Source organism: Rossellomorea yichunensis (genome assembly GCF_032337515.1).
Lineage (GTDB): Bacteria > Bacillota > Bacilli > Bacillales > Bacillaceae_B > Rossellomorea > Rossellomorea yichunensis.
The window spans coordinates 250,111-272,364 of record NZ_JAVYAD010000005.1 but is presented as its reverse complement, the minus strand read 5'-3'; the positions used below and the strand labels follow the sequence as shown (position 1 = coordinate 272,364).

Genomic DNA, 22,254 nt, shown 5'->3' with positions numbered 1-22,254 from the left:
GGACTCTAGATGTTTGATTTTATTAAAGATAATTTAATCCTCAATGATCCGTTGATTCTTGGAGCCAACATTTCCATCGTTTTTACCGTAATTGGGATCGTTGCGACCCTTACGTACTTTAAAAAATGGAAATGGCTGTGGAATGACTGGATCACGAGTGTTGATCATAAAAAAATCGGGATCATGTATATCATTGCTGCATTGATCATGCTCTTCCGCGGAGGAGTAGATGCCCTTTTAATGAGGGCGCAATTAACGGTGCCTAACAATGAATTTTTATCATCACAGCACTACAATGAAATCTTTACGACTCATGGTACGATCATGATTCTATTCATGGCGATGCCATTTCTATTGGGATTAATGAACGTCGTCGTTCCCCTGCAAATCGGGGCAAGAGACGTCGCCTTTCCATTCCTGAATAACTTAAGTTTCTGGTCATTCATGTTTGGGGCGATCCTTTTCAACATGTCATTCGTATTCGGTGGATCACCGGATGCCGGATGGACGAACTACGCACCATTGGCGATTGAAGGGAGTCCCGGACCGGGAATTAATTATTACCTCCTCGGCTTGCAGATTTCCGGAATTGGTACATTATTAACGGGGATCAACTTTGTTGTTACGATCATCAAAATGCGTGCACCAGGCATGACGCTTCTTCGTATGCCGATGTTCACGTGGACGACATTGATCACAGCATTCATCATTGTATTTGCTTTCCCGATCTTAACGGTGACATTAGCGTTGATGACGTTTGACCGATTATTCGGTACCCATTTCTTCACGCTGACAGCAGGCGGGAATCCGATGCTCTGGTCGAATTTATTCTGGTTATGGGGTCACCCGGAAGTATATATCGTTATTTTGCCTGCTTTCGGTATTTTCTCAGAAATCATTGCAACATTTGCAAGAAAAACATTGTTTGGTTATAAATCGATGATTATATCACTTGTTGCAATCTCAGGGTTAAGCTTCGTTGTGTGGGTTCACCATTTCTTCACGATGGGCGGAAGCGCTGCGGTTAACAGTGTATTCTCGATTTCGACGATGGCTATTGCCATACCGACCGGGATCAAGATATTTAACTGGTTGGGTACCCTTTATAAAGGACGGATTGAATTTACCGTCGCCATGATGTGGTCGGTTGCGTTCATTCCGACCTTCCTGATCGGTGGAGTGACAGGGGTCATGCTCGGTATGGCTGCAGCTGACTTCCAATATCACAACAACTACTTCCTGGTTGCTCACTTCCACTACACGCTGATTGCCGGTGTGGTATTTGCCTGCTTCGCAGGACTCGTGTACTGGTATCCAAAAATGTTTGGACATAAGATGAATGAACGCATAGGGAAATGGGCTTTCTGGTTCTTCTCTATCGGTTTCAATGTATGTTTCTTACCTCAATTCGTATTAGGATTTTCCGGTATGCCAAGACGTGTGTACACATACGGGCCAGAAGATGGCTGGATGGCATTGAACGTTATCTCTTCTGTCGGGGCTTTCGGAATGGGAGTAGGATTCATGATTATCGTCTATAACGTTTACTACAGCTACCGTTTTGCAAAACGGGAACTATCAGGGGATGCTTGGGATGGACGTACGCTTGAATGGGCGACTAGTTCGGCGATTCCACCTCATTATAACTTCGCACATGTTCCTGAAGTGAAGAGTGCGGATGCATTCTACTATATGAAACAAGAAAGAAAAGAATCCGGTAAGCCGGAAAAGGTTGAGTATAAACCGATTCATATGCCGAGCAATGCAGGGACACCATTCATCATGTCCGGGTTATTCTTCGTTGGAGGATTTGGCTTGGTGTTTGAACTGTGGTGGATGGCGATTCTTGCCCTTATCGGTATCTTCGGTTGCATGGCATACCGTTCACTATTTTCACACAAACAGGATGCTGGTTATTATGTAAGTGTGGAAGAAATAGAAAAAGCAGAAAATCCGTATAAGAGGGAGGCGTGAATATGGCACATAGTACGAATGTAGATCCAAATACGCCACTTGAATATCAATCGGAGATCGGCAAACTGAATATTTTTGGATTCTGGGTCTTCTTGGGTGCGGAAGTAGCTCTATTTGCCACTATTTTCGCGACATTCTTTGCCCTTGAAAGCGGCACGGTTGGAGGTCCGCTTCCATCTGAAGTGTTTGATCTGAAGAATACAATCATCATGACGTTACTGTTATTAATCAGTAGTTTCACGTCAGGGTTATCAATAAATGAATTAAGAAGAAGAAATGTCAAAGGGATGATGGTCTGGCTGATCATCACATTGCTCTTTGGCGCAGGGTTCCTTTATATGGAAATAACGGAATTCCTTCACCTGATCCATGAGGGAGCCGCCATGGGAACCAATGCATACTGGTCTTCTTTCTATCTATTGACCGGTACGCATGGTCTACACGTATCATTAGGTATCCTATGGATAATACTTGTGATGTTCCAGGTGAAAAGACAAGGGTTAAATCCAGATACCGCTAAAAAACTATTCGTATCCAGCTTGTATTGGCACTTCTTGGACTTTGTATGGATCTTCGTGTTTACAAGCGTGTACTTACTAGGGATGGTGGGATAATGGATCACAATACAGCGAATCATAGTCGTATTCCTTGGACACAGATCATTGGTTTTGTCTTATCGATTGCATTGACATTCTTAGCCGTTTGGTTCGGACTATACGCAGGACTGGCGTACAATGTGATGGTTGCTCTTGTATTTGTTCTTGCCTTTATCCAGGCGGCAATCCAACTGTTTATGTTCATGCACGTAACAGAAGGAGAAGGCAGATGGCAGGTAGGAAAAATGATGTCAGCTGCATTTATAGCCCTTGTAATCGTACTTGGATCAATCTGGGTATTGAGCAATATGCATTAAAGATTGATAGAAAGAGGTTGTTGAATTTTATTTCAGCAGCCTCTTTTTTTATTTTAGGTTCCTTTTTGTAAAGTCAGTTGGTCTGGTCAGAGAGTATACATAGGTCAAAAGGTTGGTTGACAAGTGTAATCTCATATTCATATAATATCAATGTGCGTGATAATGATAATCATTATCACTATAGTTGAATGAACAGGGGGATTGACCATGATTAAAACAGTTAATGAATCAGAATTCTTCATTATAAAAGGAGACAAGGCAGACAATTTTTTGTTCCGTCCGGTGGATTTTGAACGGGATTTGTCCACTCTCCATGAATGGATGCAACAACCTCACATAGCCCCATTTTGGAAGTTGAACCTGCCGATGTCAGAGTTTAAACAATGGTTAAAGCAGTCTATCGAAGCAGATCATAAAGATATTTACATAGGAACATTTAACGGCAAACCAGTATGCTACCTGGTTGCATACTCCATTGAAAAAGATCCAATCAAGGAATTCTATGAGTATCGGAATGGAGATTTAGGGATGCACTTATTGATTGGTCCCAAGGAATATTTAAATAGAGAAGACGGACTTTCAATGATTAGATCCATGATCATTTTTTTATTTGATCACTATAAGGAAGCAAGAAGAATTATCGGAGAACCTGACATTCGCAATCGGATTGTGATACCAATATTAAAAAAATTGGGAGGGGAAGTAATAAGCAAAATTGATCTACAGAATAAAAAAGCTTCGTTGATAGTGGGAGAGAGAGGTTCGGTTATTGAGAAAATGAAGGACGAGAATATTCAGGTAGAGTGGCTGAAATCTATGAATTGGCAAAGGAATGAATTAGTCTGATGAAAGTGAAGGCGCCTCTTAATCCTCAAGTAAGCGAACTATTACATACTATTAGTGAGAAAATGAAAGAACTTAATCATCCCCCATTGGATATTCTGACTCCAGAGCAATCCAGAGAATACTATAAAAGTGCCAGAGAATTCTTCACTACCATTTCTATCGATGACTTGGTTGTGGAAGATACCTTCATTCCTTCATCAGAGGGGCATGACATTCCGGTTCGAATCTATACACCAAGTGGAGAAGGTCCTTACCCTGTCCTCATATATTCCCATGGGGGAGGATGGGTATTTGGAGATTTGGATAGCGCAGATAACCTATGCAGGTATTTTTCTAAGCATGCCGGCATCGTCGTCGTTTCAGTCGGTTATCGCCTCGCCCCTGAACATAAATATCCTTCGGCGTTTCTGGATGTAATTGAATCCATTAAATGGACATTTAGAAATGGAGAAAGATTGAAAGGGGACGTAACAAAAATCGCCGTCGGTGGTGAAAGCTCTGGAGGCAACTTGGCTGCCGCTGCTGCCATATATTTCAGGGGTTCTGAAGAATACAAGTTGTCCCTTCAAGTTCTTATTACCCCGGTTATGGACTATAACTTTGACACACTTTCCTACAGAGAAAATCATACATACAATCTAACAAATGAAAAAATGAAATGGTTTTGGCAACATTATTTGAATGATCCTTCTGAAGGCTCGGATGTATATGTTTCACCTCTAAGAGTACACTCAATGGAGGGTTTGCCAGAAACACTGCTTGTTACAGCTGAATTCGATCCTCTGAGGGAGGAAGGGCTAGCTTTCGGGGATCGTCTGGAGAAGGCAGGGATTAACGTCGAACTGCTGCATTATCAAGATATGGTCCATAGTTTCATTAATATGATAGGAACGGCGGATGAAGCCAAACGTGCCCTTGATGAAATGACTTTAAAGCTTAAATGTATGCTGTACACTGTTGAAGAGAACGCATAAAAAAGGTTCCATTACCTTTAGTTAAATAAAGGTAATGGAACCTTAATCATTTGCTTATTAAACTATTTACAAGTCTTCACTCTCATAGTTAAACTGCCACTGAATACCAAATTTATCAGTAACCTGACCATACAACTTACTCCAGAACGTCTCCTGAAGCTCCATATCCACCTTACCGCCTTCTTTCAATTTGTGGAAGCGGGTCGTCAACTCTTCAGTATCCTTGCTTACCAGAGCAAGGGTGATATTGTTTCCTTCTACAAATGGCATATCAGGAAACACATCTGAAAACATGACGTTGCTGCCATCGATTGTCAGTCTTGTATGTAATACCAGGTTCTTAGCTTCTTCAGGAAGGGGATAATCAGGGTGGGGAGGTGCCTCCGCAAACGTCATGATCTGTGGTGGCTCTGTACCGAATACCTCTGCATAATACTCAACGGCTTCTCGACAATTCCCATTAAAATTCAGGTAAACATTGACTGACATGTCTATCACTCCTATTGATTATAATGAATACATTTTTTATTGTATCATCATCTTATGATTACTAGTTATAAAAAAATGAATAATCAAAAAATAATGCAATGATGGAGCGAGATTCTCGCTTCAGAATCTGAGGTATTTCATGGATAAAAATGGTATTGTCAGGTAATCACTGTGATAAAACCCAATATCCTTCATTCAAGCGTATCTTAAGAGGTGCGCTTTTTTATATGGAGAGTAATGAAATAAATGGGGATTTGTCATTAATCGTTGCCTACTGTGTCAGGAATTGATAGAATCATCAATTAGAGTAACTGTAATTCGAAAATGAGGAGAAAAAAATGATAAATGTCACTAGTGGATTTAGAATAGAAAAAGATTTTCTTGGAGAAAAAGAAGTTCCTGAAGATGTGTACTATGGAATTCAAACCTTACGGGCAGTGGAGAACTTTCCGGTTACGGGGTACAAAATCCATAAAGAGATGATCGATGCCTTAGCAGTCGTGAAGAAAGCGGCAGCACTGGCAAACATGGAAACCACACGTCTTTATGACGGGATCGGTCAAGCCATCGTGCAAGCTTCTGATGAAATATTGGAAGGGAAGCTTCATGAATTCTTTATTGTCGATCCCATCCAGGGAGGGGCAGGGACTTCCATCAACATGAATGCCAATGAAGTCATTGCCAATCGTGCCCTGGAACTCATGTCCCATCGTAAAGGGGAATATGGCAAGGTAAGTCCGAACAGTCATGTGAATATGTCACAGTCAACCAATGATGTATTTCCGACGGTCATCCATATTTCCACGCTGAAATTATTAGAGAAGCTTCTTATCACCATGGAACATATGCTGACCGCCTTTAAAAAGAAAGCACAGGAGTTTGATCACGTCATTAAAATGGGACGTACCCACCTGCAGGATGCTGTTCCGATTCGCCTTGGCCAGGAATTTGAAGCGTATAGCAGGGTGGTGGAGCGTGATATTAAACGGATCGGACGAACACGTGATCACCTCTATGAAGTAAACATGGGGGCGACTGCAGTAGGGACTGGATTAAACGCTGATCCTGTTTATATCAAGAGTGTCGTGAAGCATCTGGCTGATATCAGTGGTTTGCCACTTACCGGAGCTGAGCACCTTGTCGATGCTACGCAAAATACCGATGCATACACTGAAGTTTCGGCTGCATTGAAGGTATGTATGGTCAATATGTCCAAGATCGCCAATGACCTGCGTATGATGGCTTCAGGGCCGCGTGCCGGACTTGGTGAAATATCACTGCCGGCAAGACAGCCTGGTTCTTCGATCATGCCTGGTAAAGTAAACCCGGTCATGCCAGAGCTGATCAATCAGGTAGCCTTTCAGGTGATGGGAAATGATCAGACCATTTCATTGGCATCCGAAGCCGGCCAGCTTGAACTGAATGTGATGGAACCTGTACTCGTATTCAATCTTCTTCAATCCATCAGCATCATGAACAATGCGTTCAGAAGCTTTACGGACAATTGTCTTGTGGGAATTGAAGCGAATGAGACACGTATGAAAGAGTATGTGGAAAATAGTGTGGGAATCATTACTGCGGTCAATCCTCACTTAGGATATGAAGTTGTATCACGTATTGCGAGGGAAGCTATTCTAAAAGGGAAGTCTGTAAGGGAACTTTGCCTGGAATATGATGTTTTGACTGAGGAAGAGCTTGATTTGATCCTGAATCCTTATGAAATGACGAATCCTGGGATTGCGGGTCGTGTGTTATTTGATCGTCATTGATATGCATAAGCGATGAAATATAGAGAAACCTTCTTTGTTAAAAGAGGAGTTTCTCTTTTTCTATTTATGAATCTTACTTGGGATATACCATATTACATAAAAAGGTAAAAATATATAATTATAAAAATTATATAGTTAATCCACATCTATAAGGATAGATACTTAACTATAATAGCTTATATGATATCTATTTCCCCTGTATAATGATAGATATATACAGGGGGGAAGTGACACGATGTCTATCGGCAGAATTATCTACTATCATCGAAAAAAACAAAATAAAACACAAGAGCAACTTTGCAAAGGGATATGTTCAACGACTCACCTAAGTAAGATTGAGAATAGTTCTAAAGAGGGGAACCTGGAAACATTAGAATTACTTTGTAAACGACTCGGTGTATCGATCGAAGAGGAAACGGCAAAAACGCTGTATTTAAAAAGGCAGTTGGCGCAATTCTATGAAGCGATCGAAAGACTTCATCGAGATCATGTCGAAAGACTATATCATGAGTTGGAAAAGCATAGAGACTATATTCAATGTACGGAAATGGTTTACTTATATGAACTTTACATGCTTCGATATCTATTATTCACAAATAACCCGACCGAATATGAACATGCTTCTCTAGGATTAAAAAAGAATATGAGCAAGTTTTCTTCGTTTGAAAAATATCTCTGGGAGTTCTTTCAGGGGATCTACTATGGACAGAAGCAGCAATATTCCAAGGCGATTACCATCTTTGATAAAATAGAGGATAAAGCCGATCTGTATAGTGAAAAAGTGACAGATTATTATTATTATAAAGCCGCCAATCATGGGCTGTTGAAGCATTTTACGTTGTCACTTCATTACTCCCACAAGGCTTTGCGAATCTTTCAGAACACAGGGAATATCTTACGGATCCTTCATGTGAAAATAGGACTTTCAGCTAATTTAATTTATATTAACGATCTTGAACGTGCAGAAGTCATGCTGCATACGGCCTTAAACGATGCAGAAATGTTAAAGGATGACGAAACGAAGATTACAGCTCTTCATAATTTCGGTTTATTAAATAAGAAAAAAGGAAGGCTTCAAGAGTCGTTAGAGTATTTCTCCCAGTCGCTCACATTGAAAAAGAAGCAAACAATCAGTTATTATGGCACATTGGTGGAATTGGTACAAGTATTGATGGAGTTGAAAGAGAATGAACGGGCGATTAATCTATTACAGGAGAATCTAAGAGATTTTAAAGATCAGCAGTCCAGTAAGTATGTAGAATTGATGGTGTTGTATTTAGATGCGATAAAGGATGACAAACGGCTTAGCGATTTTTTAATCGATCGTGGTCTGCCTATGATGAAACAATATGATCTCTATAAGGCCGCAACATTTTCGGAGCGATTAGCGGTATATTTTAAAGAAAAGGGAGACCTGATTTCTTCCAATCAATATCTTCATTTATCCAATGAACTATTAAAAAAATTGATCTTTAACCATAATGAACCAATCTAAATGAAACGCTAAACAAGCAACTGTTAATGGTTGCTTGTTTTTGATTTTTTATGAAATTTAATAGGTGTTAAACACCCTTATCGAATAGTAGGATATACCTGTTTTGTGAGATAGGAATATGACTATATAGGTATAATTACTTCTTCATTAGAAACTTTCCCAACTTTCACCCTACCCTGACCTCTTAAGTTACGCTAATGACTCCATGAAATGAACAGGAACTTGAGAGAAGTTTCGGGATGCGTAAAGAATTTTCCCAATTAACAGACTTATCAAAAAAGATTACTATTTAGGTTGTAAACAAATCTGCGTCACGGATGAATATCAGAGGGGGAAGAGTATGAATAAGAAGAGTTCAGCTAAAATCTTGACGGTTGCACTGGCTGCAAGTCTATTAGGTACATCAGGAATTCCATTTAACGTTATGGCAGAAAATGCGCCTGGTACGTCTAAGTTCACACAGATAAAAGATGTAGAAGAGACGTTGATGAGTCTATCGGATGAGCAAAGAAAGGCTCTGAAACAGATCGAAGCAAAACCGGATTTTGAAATCGCTCCGAATATCAATACGGAAAGTGAAGGGCTTGTTGATGTAATCGTTGAATTTAAACAGGCACCTGCCAAAGTTGAAGTGATGAAGCAGGCGGCTAAGGGAGCCCGTACGACTACTAAAGCAGCGGCTGAAAAGGTAGAGAAATCTCACAGTGAATTTAAACAAAACTTCCATTCTATGAAAAATAAAAAGAGTGCAACCCCGCAATTACAAGAGGCGAAAATCAAGAAAGAATATCGTTCTGCCATTAATGGTGTAGCGATATCCATCCCGGGAAATGAGATTGAGAGTTTACTGGATACTGGAATAGTGAAACGGGTATGGAAAGATGAAGAGGTTCAGCTTGATCTTCCGGATATGGAAGGGGAAGCTTCCGAATCGAAAATGATGGATAGTATCCCTCAAATCAATGTGGACAAGCTTCATGCTGAAAACGTGACAGGTGAAGGCATCAAGGTTGGGGTACTGGACACAGGAATTGATTATAACCACCCTGATTTAAAGGATGTATATAAAGGTGGATATGATTTCGTTGATAACGATAACGACCCGATGGAAGCAACCTATGAAGATTGGAAGGACTCCGGTCTACCTGAAATCAATCCAAATTCGGGATCTGCTTATTATACCGAACATGGAACACATGTGTCAGGGACCATCGCGGGGGACCAACAAAATTCGGTTGATTATGCCGTAAAAGGGGTAGCACCGAACGTAGACCTTTATGGCTATCGTGTTCTTGGACCATATGGATCGGGAGCGACAGCAGGGATCCTTGCAGGAATTGACAAAGCCATAGCTGATGGAATGGATGTCATCAATCTTTCATTAGGAGCGTCTACTAACGATCCATTATATCCAACCTCTGTAGCAGTTAACAATGCAATGCTATCGGGATTGGTGACAGTTGTGGCTGCTGGGAACAGTGGCCCGAATGAAGGAACCCTTGGAGCTCCTGGTGCGGCGGCGCTCGGAATTACGGTTGGGGCTAGTGATTTTGCCATGGATATTCCTACCTTCAGATCCATGAGTGTTAATGGTGAAACATTTGAAAACGTCTTATTAATGGGGAAGAATTTTTCCGATGATTTAACCACTCTAGAAAATCAGTCCAAACAAGTGGTTTTCGCTGGACTTGGTTATGAAGGTGATTTCGAAGGGAAAGATTTAAAAGGAAAAATCGCTCTGATTCAACGAGGGGAAATTACCTTTGTAGATAAAGTGAAACATGCGAAAGAAGCAGGGGCAGAAGCTGTTATTATCTACAATAATGCAGACGGAAATATTCCTTCTTATTTAGGGGAAGGTTCAGAACTCGTTCCGACCTTCCGTATGACAAAAGCTGATGGAGAACATTTGAAAGGGTTGGGAGATAACGTATCCCTCACGTTTGGGGATTTAGCAAGCGTTCAAACAGAAGGGGACAACTTGGCTGCCTTCAGTTCAAGAGGACCTGTGGGAGGCAGCTATGATATAAAACCGGATGTTGTGGCACCTGGGGTAGCGATCTTCTCAACTATTCCTGAATATATCAACAGTCCAGAAGAAGGAGTAGATTACTCTTCAGCCTATGCCCGTCTACAGGGAACTTCGATGGCAGCTCCTCACGTTGCAGGAGTGGCTGCCCTCTTGCTTGAAGAAAATTCAGAACTGACACCGTTTGATGTAAAAGCGGCACTGATGAACACGGCAGAAGACTTGAATGGTGACGTATCCGTTTTCGAACAAGGAGCGGGACGAGTCGATGCCTATGAGGCGGTGCATGCCGATGTATCCGTCAAAGTGATGGATACAACAAAGAGTTTAAATGAAAATGGCGAAGAGGTAGAGATAGATGAAGAGACGGCATCCATCTCTTTCGGAAGTCACTACAAAGATGACAATGGAATTAAAGCAGACAGCAACATGATCATCGAGAACGATGGTGGAGAAGAAAAGTCATTCAAGGTAGAAGTCGAATACCATGGTGAACGTACAGGCATCAAGGATTCTGCCGAAAACGGTATTCATTTAGACGTTCCGACGAGTGTATCGGTTGCCGCAAGCGATTCGAAAGAAATTTCACCAACGATCACAGTTCCAGAAGATGCAGAAGAAGGCCGTTATGAAGGGTATATTCATTTGACGAATGCAAGTGACGCGAGTGAAACGTACCAGGTTCCGTTTGCTGTTCGAGTCACGGGAAAAGGGTTCGACTATCTTGAAACAGACCGGCCAACACTAGCAAATAATACACCAAAGTGGCAGTACTACAACCCGTTCATCACAGCAGCATTTCAAATGAAAAACCCGCTGACGAGGATAGACATTGTGGTGAAAGATGGACAATCAGGTGAAGCTATTGGATTCATTGCTTCCCTTCAACAAGCGAATGTAAAGCCTGACTACCGATACTACATTCCTGCTGTTTTTGCTGGAGTCGTTTATCCATTTACAAATGACGAACAAAATCCGATATCAGAACAATCCGTTGATTTGCCTGAAGGGGACTATGAATTAGAGTTCATAGGGTATGATGAAGAAGGAAAAACGTATACGATCGATACTCCTGTCATCGTTGACAATACAAAACCCCAAGTGACATTTGATAAAGCTCCTGATGTGTATGAAATCAGTGAAGATATGTACACAGAAGAGTTTGGAAAGACAGCATTCTGGCTTCACGGAAATGTGCAGGATGAAACAGTGGAAGTCTTACAATCAAAAGGTATGGATTATGATCAATCATCGAACAAATTTTTGATAGCAACGGGATCCCGTGAGTATTATAATTGTTGTTTCCCTTCAGCGGATTCAGAAGGGGATACTCAGTTTGGAATCGAACCTTCTGATATTGCAGATGGACCATTAAGATTAAGTTTAGCTGGTGCTGATATGGCAATGAATGTCAATTACCAAAGATATATCTTCTTACAAGAGGGCACTGAGTATGTAACGTCTGACTACAACAAGAAAGAAGTCGGGATAGACGATACACTGACCATGACTCTGAGCTTGAATAACGTAAAAGACCTTATTTCCGGAGAGTACACGATTCAATATAAAGGAGAAATGTACTCATTCGAATCGGCAAAGCTGAATGATGAATTTAAAGCCTATGCAGAAGAAAACGGACTTCAAGCATCACTTCAAGACCCTGTTGAGGGCAGTCCAGGATATTACCAGACAGTCAAAGTAGGAGCTTCATTGAACGGAGAAGGGTACTCAGGTTTGAATGGCGATATGCCTATGGTAGATGTTACGTTCAAGGTCAATAAAGATGACTGGTTTTACGGGTATGACAAACTTGATGTAACACAGTCAAGTTACACAAAGGCCGGTGAAGATGAGGTGGTATCTCTTCCTTATTACAGCACTTCATCATTTGATTTCGTGTCCAAACATTCAAGGATCGAAGGGTTTATTAAACCAGAAGCATTTATGAAGAAAAGTGGTAGTGGCAATCTTAGTTTACCAACTGGTGTTGCTCAAAATATCGGATCGAAGGTATACGCCTTATCACCGGCTGGTAAAAAATATGAAGGCAGCATCGACTCAAGAGGGAAATACACAATCGAACGTGTTCCTGCTTCACGTGAGACATACAATGTCGTAGTGGAAATCCCAGGACATTTAAAGACCTACACGCCATTCATACCTGGTTTTGAATTGAAAGGTGAAGAGTATGGAAGGTTCGTTTCAACAGGATCCAAGATGAATCTGGCGGGTGATGTCGATGGAGATCATATGATTGATATTAATGATGCCATCATCACAGTCTTCTCTTATGGAAAAGAAGGGGTTGGAGTAAATAAAGGTGACCTTAACCAGGATGGCAAAGTAGATGAGACGGATCTGCGTTTGATTGAGAAGAATTTCTTAGAAAAAGGTCCAGATGCCAAAAAGAATAAAAAACCAAAAGAAAAACATGGCAAGGTGACTCTGGAAAAATTATTTCAGTCAATTGGTCTTGAATTAGTAGAATAACAAAAACGGAAAAAGAGGTGTCCTATGGGGCACCTCTTTTCTTGTATAAAGAAAGTGCTAAGTTCACCAGAACGAATGATAACTCTGACTGATGGAATTATCAGCAATGAAAGACTAAATAAATTTGATGAAATTCCTCAGAAATAATATCATCTCAAATCTCTATAGAATGAAATGGAAACTAACTGGTTAGGGAGAAATGAAATTTTATAGTGCCCACAGAAAAAAAGAAAGAATTAGAATGCGAATAGCAGGTGAGAAAAATGAATGCAACTTTATTTCAGAAGATTCAGCACTCTATGAAAGAGTTGGGATGGAGAAAAGTAGACTTAGCACAACGCTCGGGGATTCATATGAGTGATATAAGTCGTACTTTCAATCACAAGCAACCACTTTCACTAAAGCATCTGGATGCCATTACAAATGCTCTTGGATTGGGGGAAGGTTCTCTTTATCCGTTTTATGTAGAGGAATGCTTTAACGAAAACCAATTATTGGACAAACGTAGAAGTATTCAATTCCTGTATAAGTGTATAACGCTTGGGTATGAAAAACAGAAGAGTGATCTGTTGCTTATCATGATAGCAGAAACGTCAGACAACTATTTGTCCTATATTTTTACCGTCGCAGAGAAGCTATTGAAAGCAAAAAAAGAGGAGAAGGCGTTACCCCTGTACGAATTGATCATTAAAAATGAATCGAATGATTTCTCAACACAACTGGCAACCAGTTATTTTAGGCGATTTTACATTCTGAGAATGACTGAGAACGCACAAATGGCACTTACACATGTGTTAGAGCATCTGATGTGTTTGCCAAGAGAAGTTAGGATGGAAGCGTATTTATGGATTACAGCGTATTACTATCGACGTGAGCAATGGAAAGAAGTTCTGTATTACGCTGAGAGATTGGAAAGCATGCTCAAGGAGGGTGACTATTATGCCAGGGCTCTTATGTATAAAAGTTTTGCATTGGTACGCCTGGGTGGTTCACTTGAAGATGTATTGGCTCTTACTGCTCAATACGCTCAAGAAAACGAATATTTTGCTGAAATAGCCGCCGGTAACCGGTTTGCTGCTTATTTAGATTTTGGATATTTGGAGTATGCAGATGAGTATCTTGCTTGGTTAGAAGGTAGAGAGGATACATATATTGGTTTGCCAAAGGTGCTCGAGGCATATGTTCAACTGAATCGTATTGAGGATGCGAAACGGCTTTTGGATTGGTATCAACATATCATTGATGACATGGCTTTTGGTGGAGAGCTATGGCTGAAGCAAAAGGTGAATTTAGATTTTCGGTACGCCTATGCTCTGTACCAGTGTGAAACCCTTCTATTGCCGGACGGATTGGATGAACTATTGAATGTGGCGAATACAGCAAATCAAATAGGTAATATAGAGAGATTTAAAAAATGTCTTCTCATTTACTGGAAATACAGGCACCATGCGACAGATGACCAAAGAAACAAGTATATACAACTGTTAGGTATAAATGAATACGAAGAAATCTATTGAAGCAGTTATACACAGAGACATAGCCAATCTAATTTTCTTAATAATCCTGGTAATTAAGGATATATGATAAAGAAAATTAACAAACTGAAACTCTCTTGTTTAAAAAACTGAATTTGATGAAATTTTGCAAAAGTTAAATTCTATCAAATTTAAATAGTATGAATATATCACCAGATAAGAAAGAAGGGAAAAGACGGATGAAAAAGAGAATCACCAAAAATGTCACAATGTTGGCACTTAGTGCAGGTCTTGTAGGCAGTAGTCTAGCACCGGCCACACTAACACACCAAGTTCATGCACAGCCCTCTTCGGGTATTGATCAAGTACTGTCGAAGTTGACTCCAGAGCAGCGTCAAGCGATTAAACAATTACAAACGAATGTCCAAGGAGGGCTGCAGCTATCTCCAGAGGTAGATCAAAAGAGTAACGATACCATTTCTGTCATTGTAGAATTTAAGGATAAGCCTGAAAAGACAGCGGTGCTGGAAGCGGAGTTAGAAGGAAAAAAACTATCTAAGACGAAAGCAAAAGAAAAAGTAGACGCAGCACATGAAACCTTTCATAAGGATCTGCAAACGATTTTCAAGAATGATTTGAAACAAAAGAAATCCCCTATCAAAATCAAGCAGACCTACAAGCATGCATTTAATGGTGTGGCGATGACCATCCCTGCCAATAAAGCAAAAGCACTGCTTGATTCTGAGGCGGTAAAGGCTGTCTGGAGTGATAAGGAAGTTCACATCGAGCCACCTGTCACAGAAGAAGAATCCAAGCAGAAGGAAGAAACGCATACGAATACCACTTTTCCTGGCATTGAGAAACTTCATCACGAAGGTTTTACAGGAGAAGGAGTGAAAGTTGGAATTCTTGATACAGGAATCGATTATGATCACCCTGACTTACAAGACGCCTATAAAGGCGGATATGATTTCGTGGATAACGATAATGACCCGATGGAAACAACGTATGATGATTGGGTGAAAGCAGGAAAGCCGGCAACAGGAACACCTTATTTCACGGAGCATGGAACGCACGTAGCAGGAATCATTGCCGGACAAGGTAAGAACGAATCTGACTATGCAGTAACCGGTGTAGCGCCGGATGCTGATATTTATGCGTATCGTGTGTTAGGTCCTCAAGGCACAGGCAGTACTGGGGCGATTTTAGCCGGGATCGATCAAGCAGTGGAAGACGATATGGATGTCATTAACATGTCCCTTGGTGCAAATTACAACGACCCGCTCTATGTGACAAGTATTGCCGTTAACAATGCTGTCCTTGCAGGTGTAACGGCAGTAGTGTCAGCAGGAAACTCAGGGAATGGAATGTATACACTTGGTTCACCTGGTACCTCCCCATTGGCGCTTACTGTCGGGGCAAACGACACTTCTGTCACGATTCCAACATTTACAGGAACGCTCCATGCAGATGCAAGTGTATCAGCGGATTTAAAGCTGATTGCCAGAGGGTTTGACGATAAAATAGAAGAATTAAAAGGACAAAATTTGCAGGTTGTAGATGGAGAAAACGGCTCTTATTTTGACAAAGATGTGAATGGGAAAGTGATCCTTGACACACGTGGATATATTGATCTTCGCTCTATGATAAATAATGCGAAAAAAGAAGGGGCGAAGGCACTTCTGTTATACAACGCCTATCCGCTGGAAGATGTGTATTTAGGAGAAGGTTTTGACTCTCTTCCTGTATTCTCTATAAGTGATGAACAAGGAGCCGAAATGAAGGAAGCACTGGCTTCTGGGAGTGCAACGTTCTCCTTTGATGAGTTAGGTGATCCAGTGGTGACCGGAGGGGATGTTCTAGCTGACTTCAGCTCTCGGGGCCCATCCCGCGTCTTATATGATATAAAGCCTGAAGTAACTGCACCTGGAGTGTCGGTCTTATCTACCGTACCATCGTATGTGCATGGAGAAGACCAAATCGGGAATTACAAAAATGCTTATGAACGTTTATCCGGTACATCCATGGCATCGCCAAATGTTGCAGGGGTTGCGGCACTATTAAAACAAACTGATCCTGACATGACGCCTGCCGAAATCAAAACAAGGCTCATGAATACGGCAGCACCATTAAATGGAGATTACAGCGTATTTGAAGTTGGCGCAGGACGTGTGGATCCTTATAAAGCAATTCATGCACAAGCAAATATTCAAGTAAGTGACGAGACGAAAACGAGTAATGGGGGAGCATGGACTCTTGCAGATGAGGGAATCCAGACGATTAAAGAGACGACAGGTGCCCTCAGCTTCGGGGCTAAGACTGTCAATGGAAAGCATATAAGAGAGACTCGTTCTGTCACACTGTACAACAGCAGCGAAGAAACGAAAACGTTTGAAGTGAAAGTCGAGTTCCAAACACTTGGAAAAAGGTTTGATAACGATTATTCACGCATGGCCAACGATGCGAAGGCCAACGGTGTCACCGTGGAGACAAAGGACACGCTAAAAGTGAAGGCAGGTAAGAACAAAAAAACTGCGGTTACCATGTTAGTTCCGAAAACGGCTGATATAGGAAACTATGAAGGCTATGTGGTGTATACAAATAAAGAAAATCCGGATGAAACGTATCGTGTTCCATTTGGCATTCATACTGCAGAAGAAGGCATTGATCATATTGAGGTGAATCCGCCTGCTTTTACGACCGCTGTCGAGGCTGGTTATAATGGTATCCGATGGTCAGTCGGGCTTAATTTCCAATTAAAATCTCATATGCGTTCTATGGATCTCTTCCTTGTCAATCCAAAAACGAACAAAGAAATCGGTTTTCTTGGTTCATTTGACGGAATGGGTGCTGATGAAAATATTGAATACTATCTAAGAGGTGTGCTGAACGAAGGTTATTACCATCCGTTAACAGGAAATCCAGATCAGCCAATTGCTTATGATAAGGAACAAACCGAGCCAGGATTATACAATATCAGGATGGTAGGGACAAATGATCAAGGGAAAACCTTTACCTCAGATGCCCCGGTTTACTATAGCGTTAAGCAGCCAACCCTCGATCTCAACGTAGACTCTGGTGTGGTTGAATATAGTCCTGATCAAACAACGGTACCATTAACAGGTTCTGTTTACGATCCAGGTGTAGAAGAAATGAAAGCCGGCGGTATGGATGTGTCCCAAGCTAATAATAAATTTGTTTATGAGTTTGGTAGATACAGCACCGAAGTTCCATTAGACGCTGACGGGAATTTTTCGACAGAGCTCTCACTGATCCCGGGTGTATCAGTGCTGCCAGTGAAAATGTATGCAGAGAACATGGCAACAGTCAGGAACTATGCTAGTTATAAACAGGTATATTATGTGAAACAAGGAACTCAGTATGGAACAGCCATTCCAGATAAAAAGAAAGTAACAGCGGGCGATACGGTGACGGTTACACTTTCGATGAACAATATGACAAACATGAAGCAAGCAGTATATTCCTTTGTGAATCCACAGAATGTAGATGTAACAAGCATTAAACCGCACGGAACATTGAATGGGAAACTGGATATTCAGACAGTAAATACGGATGTAACCATCGGCGGACAGAAGATGGTGAAAACGACCATTACTGCGACTGTAACCGGTGATGCTGGACAAACAGGGGAATCAGGTAAGGTTCCAATGGTAGATGTGACATACAAAGTAAATGGGGATTCCAACGCGGAGGATCTAAGTTTTAAACAATTCGATGTATCGTACACCAATACAGATGATACGATGAAATCCGCCACTGGTATTAGTATCCCTTATCATGTGGAGCGGACGTACTCCATTTTGAAATCACATGTATTTCCGGAAGCATTTAAGAATCCTTGGGTACCGAGTGAGCCATTAACACAATTTGATTATGTAAAAGCAGGCGCAAAAGTGAAAGTGACAGATGAAGCAGGAAAAGAATATCAAAACAGTTTTGGGACTGAAAATCATACGACTACTGCTTTCTTCACAGCTAAATTACCACTAACGGATAAACCATTCGCTTTCGAGATAGAGGTGCCGGGACATTTCAAGGTGAAGAAAACGTTTACAGTCGGGTTGAAAGAAAATGGAGAAGTGAAACCTTATGGGAAAGCAATCTTTCCTGAACCTGCACCTGCAGGAGATGTGAACCAAGATAATGTAATTGATGTGAAAGACGCACTTTCCATTCAATCGAATTGGAACACAGACAAACGTGAAGCGGATATTAACTTTGATGGAGAAGTAGACGCGAAGGATATGCAATTTGTCATCAATAATTACATGATGCAAAATCCTTGGGTGGATAACTCTCCAGAACCTGTGAAAACACATGAAGGTAAAACAATAGACAGTGTGTTGGAGGAATTAAATATTCAGTAAGGAATAAATGGGAGCAACGGCCAATGGTCGTTGCTCTTTTTTATGGAGAAAAACTTCCAGTGGGTATCACAGCATTCAACAAATTCATCAAGAAGATAAGTGATACAGGCACTAATCCTTTCCAATGTAATAGGATTAACATAAAGGAGTGATGATATGCCTTGGCAACAAAAAATCAGATATTTAACGGGCCAGCCTGTAGGAATTTCATTAACAAATGGACAGGGAACATCAGGAGTTTTGTGCGGTGTTTCGGGGTCCAAGGTTCTTGTTATTGAATATTTGTATCAAACGCAATTCGCTCTGAAACAGTATGATTATTATATGATTCAAGATATTAATGGATTTCCCCCTTGCCAGAACAGTCAGCCGCTTTATTAACATACACGTCCCTCTTTGGAGGGCTTTTTTTCTATTAAACTATCCCTCTGGGTCATAATATCCAAAGTGAAAACTAATATATCAAGTGTTTCAGCTAATCTCCCACTTTATCTGCTTACATCCGCGAATGGAATTTAAAATATTCTAAAAATTTCTTTGTGTTTATGGAAAAATGATTATTCTCTGAACGAACCCATCCCAAACAGATCGTTACTTGTTCATAGCCTTTTATTTCAATAGGGACGATTTCTCCGCTTAAAACAAAAGGGTCATTTTTTAAAGCAAAGTCTGGCCCGAAGCTGATTCCGAATCCTTCAATAATCGCATTTTTTATTACTTCTGTATTATCCGAAGTAAATAAAATATTCATTGGTCCAAATGTACTAATTAAATGATCGGCAAACCTTTTTACATAATCCCCATTATATAAAATAACATTTTGACTCATTAATTGTTCAGGAGTGATTGATTTAAGTGAAGCCAAAGGTGACGATCTACCAACAAATACCTTCACTTGTCCTTCAAGTATTGCGTCAAATGATAAATCTTCTCTTTTTTTTACCAATTCTTCATATATCGTGATAAGGCCAATGTCTATTTGATTCTTTTCGATAAGCTCAATAATATGCTGTGTGCCTTTTTCAGAGATTTCTATATTCACATTGGGATAAGCGTTTTTAAAAGCAGATAAAGGTTCTAACAGTAGCAGCATAAAGCCGGGGATAGATGATAATTTTAAATCTCCGGACACGATTGTGTTAAGAGATTGTGCTTCTTCCTTAAATTCTTGAAGTCTTATTAACACCTCATATGCCTTTTTAATTAATGTTTTGCCTTCTTCAGTTGGAATGGCACCAAGACGTCTGTAGCGTTTAAATAGTTTCACGCCCAACTCATCTTCTAATTTCGTAATGGATTGGCTGATACCAGATTGAGAAACATGAAGGTCTTGTGCAGCTAATGAAATCGATTTGGTTTCCGCAACCTTTACTATGTATTCCAGTTGTTCAATATGCATTGGATTCCCCTTTTAATATATAAGTATAGGTAATGTTTTCATTATTAATAGTAAATTTATTTCAGTGTAAATTATATATATACTAAATTCAAGCAATTGATAATATTCTGAAAAATAAAAAGTTGGGGAGGGAAATAAATATAGAGTTGAAAATATAGAGAGAAATCAAAGAATTTGAGAATGGTAATTTTCACAGTCTCCATCAAGTCTCTATGAACATGGAAGCATGATAAATAAGAAACTAAAGATATTATTGAAAGCGCTTCCTTCGTGAAGGACAAGCTTGCAAAGTACCAGAGGCACAATCAAGTTTTGAAGGAATCTAATAATTGTACAGGTGAAATTTTAAGAAGAACTCTGCGAGTTGAACGGGTTGAAGTTAAATAGTTTGATAAGAGAGCATTATTTTATTTTGTGGTCTATAAAAGAATGAAAAAGGAGGAGTTTCTAAATGGAAGCAGCGATGCAAATCCTAGATTATCCACTCTATATTAACGGGGAGTGGAAACCGGCGAAAAGCGGAGAAACGTTTGAGGTAGTAAACCCTGCAACAGGTGAAGTGGCGGCAAAGGTAGCGAAAGCTGGGAAAGAAGATGTAGAGGAGGCTGTTTCATCTGCCAGGCGTGCTTTTGATTCGGGAGTATGGTCTAAAAAGTCTCCTCAGGAACGTGCAGACGTACTTGTCCAATTTGGAAATAAGATTCTTGAACATGCTGAAGAACTAGGTTACTTAGAATCTATCAGCTCGGGAGCTACCGTTCGACGTATCTCAAACCTAGACATACTATCCATAGTAGATCTCCTGCAGCAAACAGCAAAGTTCACTGTAGAGTATGCCTACGTCGAATCCCTCCCAACAGTACCATTTCCTGGCCCAAGTAATAACCAGATCTGGCGGGAACCAATTGGTGTTGTAGCGGCCGTTACACCTTGGAATTTTCCAATGATTCTTGCTATGTGGAAGTTGGCTCCTGCGTTGGCGATGGGGAACTCAATTGTAATCAAGCCAGCATCCAATACGCCGTTGTCTACCTTGAAATTAGCAGAATTGGCTGCTGAAGCCGGTATACCGGCAGGTGTATTTAATGTTGTATCCGGTCCTGGAGCAAGCATCGGTGAGGAGCTTGTGACCCATCCAAGTATAGACAAGGTCGCGTTTACAGGTTCTACAGAAGTCGGGAAACGCATCATGCAAATGGCATCGGGAACGGTCAAACGCGTCACTCTAGAATTAGGGGGAAAATCACCAGCCATTGTATTGCCGGATGCCGACTTGGATATTACCATTCCAGGGATTTTATTCGGGTTCTTGACACACTCCGGGCAAGTTTGTGAATCAGGCACTCGAGTCCTTGTGCATGATTCCATTTATGAACAAGTAATCGAACAATTATCCGAGCTTGCAAGCTCCATTAAAATTGGAAATCCATTAGATATGGGAACGGGTATGGGGCCGCTTGTATCAAAACAACAATTGAACAGCGTTCTTTCTTATATTGAATCCGGTGTTCAAGAGGGTGCACGATTGGTTTGCGGAGGAAAACGTAGAATCGTAGAAGGATTTGAAAATGGATATTATATTGAACCTACCATTTTTGCAGAGGTTCATAATGACATGAAGATTGCGAGAGAGGAAATATTTGGACCTGTACTTTCAGTCATTCGTTACTCCACAGTTGAGGAGGCAATTGAGATTGCGAATGATACGATTTATGGTTTAGCAGGTGGAGTTTGGTCTAAGGATGTCAATAAAGCAATGAAAATAGCACGTGAATTAAAAGCTGGTACGATATGGATTAATGATTGGCATATGATGAGAAGTGATGCTCCATTCGGTGGATACAAACAAAGCGGTTTTGGAAGGGAATTGGGACGCCATGCGCTGGATGAATATTCTCAAGTCAAGCATGTTCACTGCTCACTCGTACCTGAAGTAAGCCAAAGACCTTGGTATCAAATGTTATTGGGATAATACAGATCGCGTTAAGAATACAAAAATTAAAAAAGCAGGTG

At 40.7% G+C, this 22,254-nt stretch carries 14 protein-coding genes; 12 read left to right on the top strand and 2 right to left on the bottom strand.

The annotated features are described in order from the left end of the window. The first annotated feature begins 9 nt into the window (after positions 1-9). From qoxB to RSX31_RS15250, 5 genes are all read left to right on the top strand, one after another. Positions 10-1,974 carry a cytochrome aa3 quinol oxidase subunit I gene (gene qoxB, locus RSX31_RS15270; RefSeq protein ID WP_282138544.1) on the top strand — a complete coding sequence of 655 codons (1,965 nt, stop codon included), beginning with the start codon at positions 10-12 and terminating at the stop codon, positions 1,972-1,974. A gap of 2 nt (positions 1,975-1,976) precedes the next feature. Beyond that, entirely contained in the window at positions 1,977-2,588 is a 612-nt protein-coding gene (gene qoxC / locus RSX31_RS15265; protein WP_148970166.1) for a cytochrome aa3 quinol oxidase subunit III, read from the top strand. Then, entirely contained in the window at positions 2,588-2,887 is a 300-nt protein-coding gene (gene qoxD / locus RSX31_RS15260) for a cytochrome aa3 quinol oxidase subunit IV (protein ID WP_148995347.1), read from the top strand. The genes qoxC and qoxD overlap by 1 nt, the downstream gene beginning before the upstream one ends. Positions 2,888-3,094: 207 nt before the next feature. After that, positions 3,095-3,733 (top strand): GNAT family N-acetyltransferase, encoded by a 639-nt coding sequence (locus RSX31_RS15255; RefSeq protein WP_315635082.1) that lies wholly within the window; start codon positions 3,095-3,097, stop codon positions 3,731-3,733. Next, positions 3,733-4,707: an alpha/beta hydrolase gene (locus RSX31_RS15250; protein ID WP_315635081.1), complete on the top strand. Its 975-nt coding sequence runs from the start codon at positions 3,733-3,735 to the stop codon at positions 4,705-4,707. Before RSX31_RS15255 ends, RSX31_RS15250 begins: the two co-directional genes overlap by 1 nt. A 66-nt stretch (positions 4,708-4,773) precedes the next feature. On the opposite strand, the gene RSX31_RS15245 is transcribed toward RSX31_RS15250, so the two are convergent. Further along, entirely contained in the window at positions 4,774-5,196 is a 423-nt protein-coding gene (locus RSX31_RS15245) for a VOC family protein (RefSeq protein ID WP_148995345.1), read from the bottom strand. A 338-nt stretch (positions 5,197-5,534) separates the two neighbouring features. Here RSX31_RS15245 and aspA point away from each other — a divergent pair, with 338 nt between their 5' ends. The 6 genes from aspA (at position 5,535) to RSX31_RS15215 (ending at position 19,223) form a co-directional block, all read left to right on the top strand. Further along, positions 5,535-6,965, top strand: coding sequence for an aspartate ammonia-lyase (gene aspA, locus RSX31_RS15240; protein ID WP_315635080.1), 1,431 nt, complete (start codon positions 5,535-5,537; stop codon positions 6,963-6,965). A 235-nt stretch (positions 6,966-7,200) separates the two neighbouring features. After that, positions 7,201-8,460, top strand: coding sequence for a helix-turn-helix transcriptional regulator (locus RSX31_RS15235; RefSeq protein ID WP_315635079.1), 1,260 nt, complete (start codon positions 7,201-7,203; stop codon positions 8,458-8,460). 340 nt (positions 8,461-8,800) lie between these two features. Beyond that, positions 8,801-12,979, top strand: a complete 4,179-nt coding sequence (locus RSX31_RS15230) for a S8 family serine peptidase (protein WP_315635078.1) — start codon at positions 8,801-8,803, stop codon at positions 12,977-12,979. A gap of 263 nt (positions 12,980-13,242) precedes the next feature. Next, positions 13,243-14,496, top strand: coding sequence for a helix-turn-helix domain-containing protein (locus RSX31_RS15225; protein WP_315635077.1), 1,254 nt, complete (start codon positions 13,243-13,245; stop codon positions 14,494-14,496). A 197-nt stretch (positions 14,497-14,693) separates the two neighbouring features. Then, positions 14,694-18,842: a S8 family serine peptidase gene (locus RSX31_RS15220; protein ID WP_315635076.1), complete on the top strand. Its 4,149-nt coding sequence runs from the start codon at positions 14,694-14,696 to the stop codon at positions 18,840-18,842. Between the two features lie 156 nt (positions 18,843-18,998). Next, positions 18,999-19,223 carry a hypothetical protein gene (locus RSX31_RS15215; protein ID WP_282138535.1) on the top strand — a complete coding sequence of 75 codons (225 nt, stop codon included), beginning with the start codon at positions 18,999-19,001 and terminating at the stop codon, positions 19,221-19,223. 115 nt (positions 19,224-19,338) lie between these two features. On the opposite strand, the gene RSX31_RS15210 is transcribed toward RSX31_RS15215, so the two are convergent. Then, complete coding sequence (locus tag RSX31_RS15210; protein WP_282138534.1) at positions 19,339-20,241, bottom strand: LysR family transcriptional regulator; 903 nt, start codon at positions 20,239-20,241, stop codon at positions 19,339-19,341. 451 nt (positions 20,242-20,692) lie between these two features. Here RSX31_RS15210 and RSX31_RS15205 point away from each other — a divergent pair, with 451 nt between their 5' ends. Beyond that, a complete protein-coding gene (locus RSX31_RS15205; protein WP_315635075.1) occupies positions 20,693-22,213 on the top strand; it encodes an aldehyde dehydrogenase family protein in 1,521 nt (506 codons plus the stop codon). The last annotated feature ends 41 nt before the right edge of the window (positions 22,214-22,254 follow it).

What these genes read in the sequence shown, in the direction of transcription:
- RSX31_RS15250 (WP_315635081.1), top strand. Translation starts at nt 3,733, where the DNA reads ATGAAAGTGAAGGCGCCTCTTAATCCTCAAGTAAGCGAACTATTACAT.
- RSX31_RS15225 (WP_315635077.1), top strand. Translation starts at nt 13,243, where the DNA reads ATGAATGCAACTTTATTTCAGAAGATTCAGCACTCTATGAAAGAGTTG.
- RSX31_RS15235 (WP_315635079.1), top strand. Translation starts at nt 7,201, where the DNA reads ATGTCTATCGGCAGAATTATCTACTATCATCGAAAAAAACAAAATAAA.
- RSX31_RS15255 (WP_315635082.1), top strand. Translation starts at nt 3,095, where the DNA reads ATGATTAAAACAGTTAATGAATCAGAATTCTTCATTATAAAAGGAGAC.
- RSX31_RS15245 (WP_148995345.1), bottom strand. Translation starts at nt 5,196, where the DNA reads ATGTCAGTCAATGTTTACCTGAATTTTAATGGGAATTGTCGAGAAGCC.
- qoxB (WP_282138544.1), top strand. Translation starts at nt 10, where the DNA reads ATGTTTGATTTTATTAAAGATAATTTAATCCTCAATGATCCGTTGATT.
- RSX31_RS15215 (WP_282138535.1), top strand. Translation starts at nt 18,999, where the DNA reads ATGCCTTGGCAACAAAAAATCAGATATTTAACGGGCCAGCCTGTAGGA.
- qoxC (WP_148970166.1), top strand. Translation starts at nt 1,977, where the DNA reads ATGGCACATAGTACGAATGTAGATCCAAATACGCCACTTGAATATCAA.
- RSX31_RS15210 (WP_282138534.1), bottom strand. Translation starts at nt 20,241, where the DNA reads ATGCATATTGAACAACTGGAATACATAGTAAAGGTTGCGGAAACCAAA.
- RSX31_RS15220 (WP_315635076.1), top strand. Translation starts at nt 14,694, where the DNA reads ATGAAAAAGAGAATCACCAAAAATGTCACAATGTTGGCACTTAGTGCA.
- qoxD (WP_148995347.1), top strand. Translation starts at nt 2,588, where the DNA reads ATGGATCACAATACAGCGAATCATAGTCGTATTCCTTGGACACAGATC.
- RSX31_RS15205 (WP_315635075.1), top strand. Translation starts at nt 20,693, where the DNA reads ATGGAAGCAGCGATGCAAATCCTAGATTATCCACTCTATATTAACGGG.
- aspA (WP_315635080.1), top strand. Translation starts at nt 5,535, where the DNA reads ATGATAAATGTCACTAGTGGATTTAGAATAGAAAAAGATTTTCTTGGA.
- RSX31_RS15230 (WP_315635078.1), top strand. Translation starts at nt 8,801, where the DNA reads ATGAATAAGAAGAGTTCAGCTAAAATCTTGACGGTTGCACTGGCTGCA.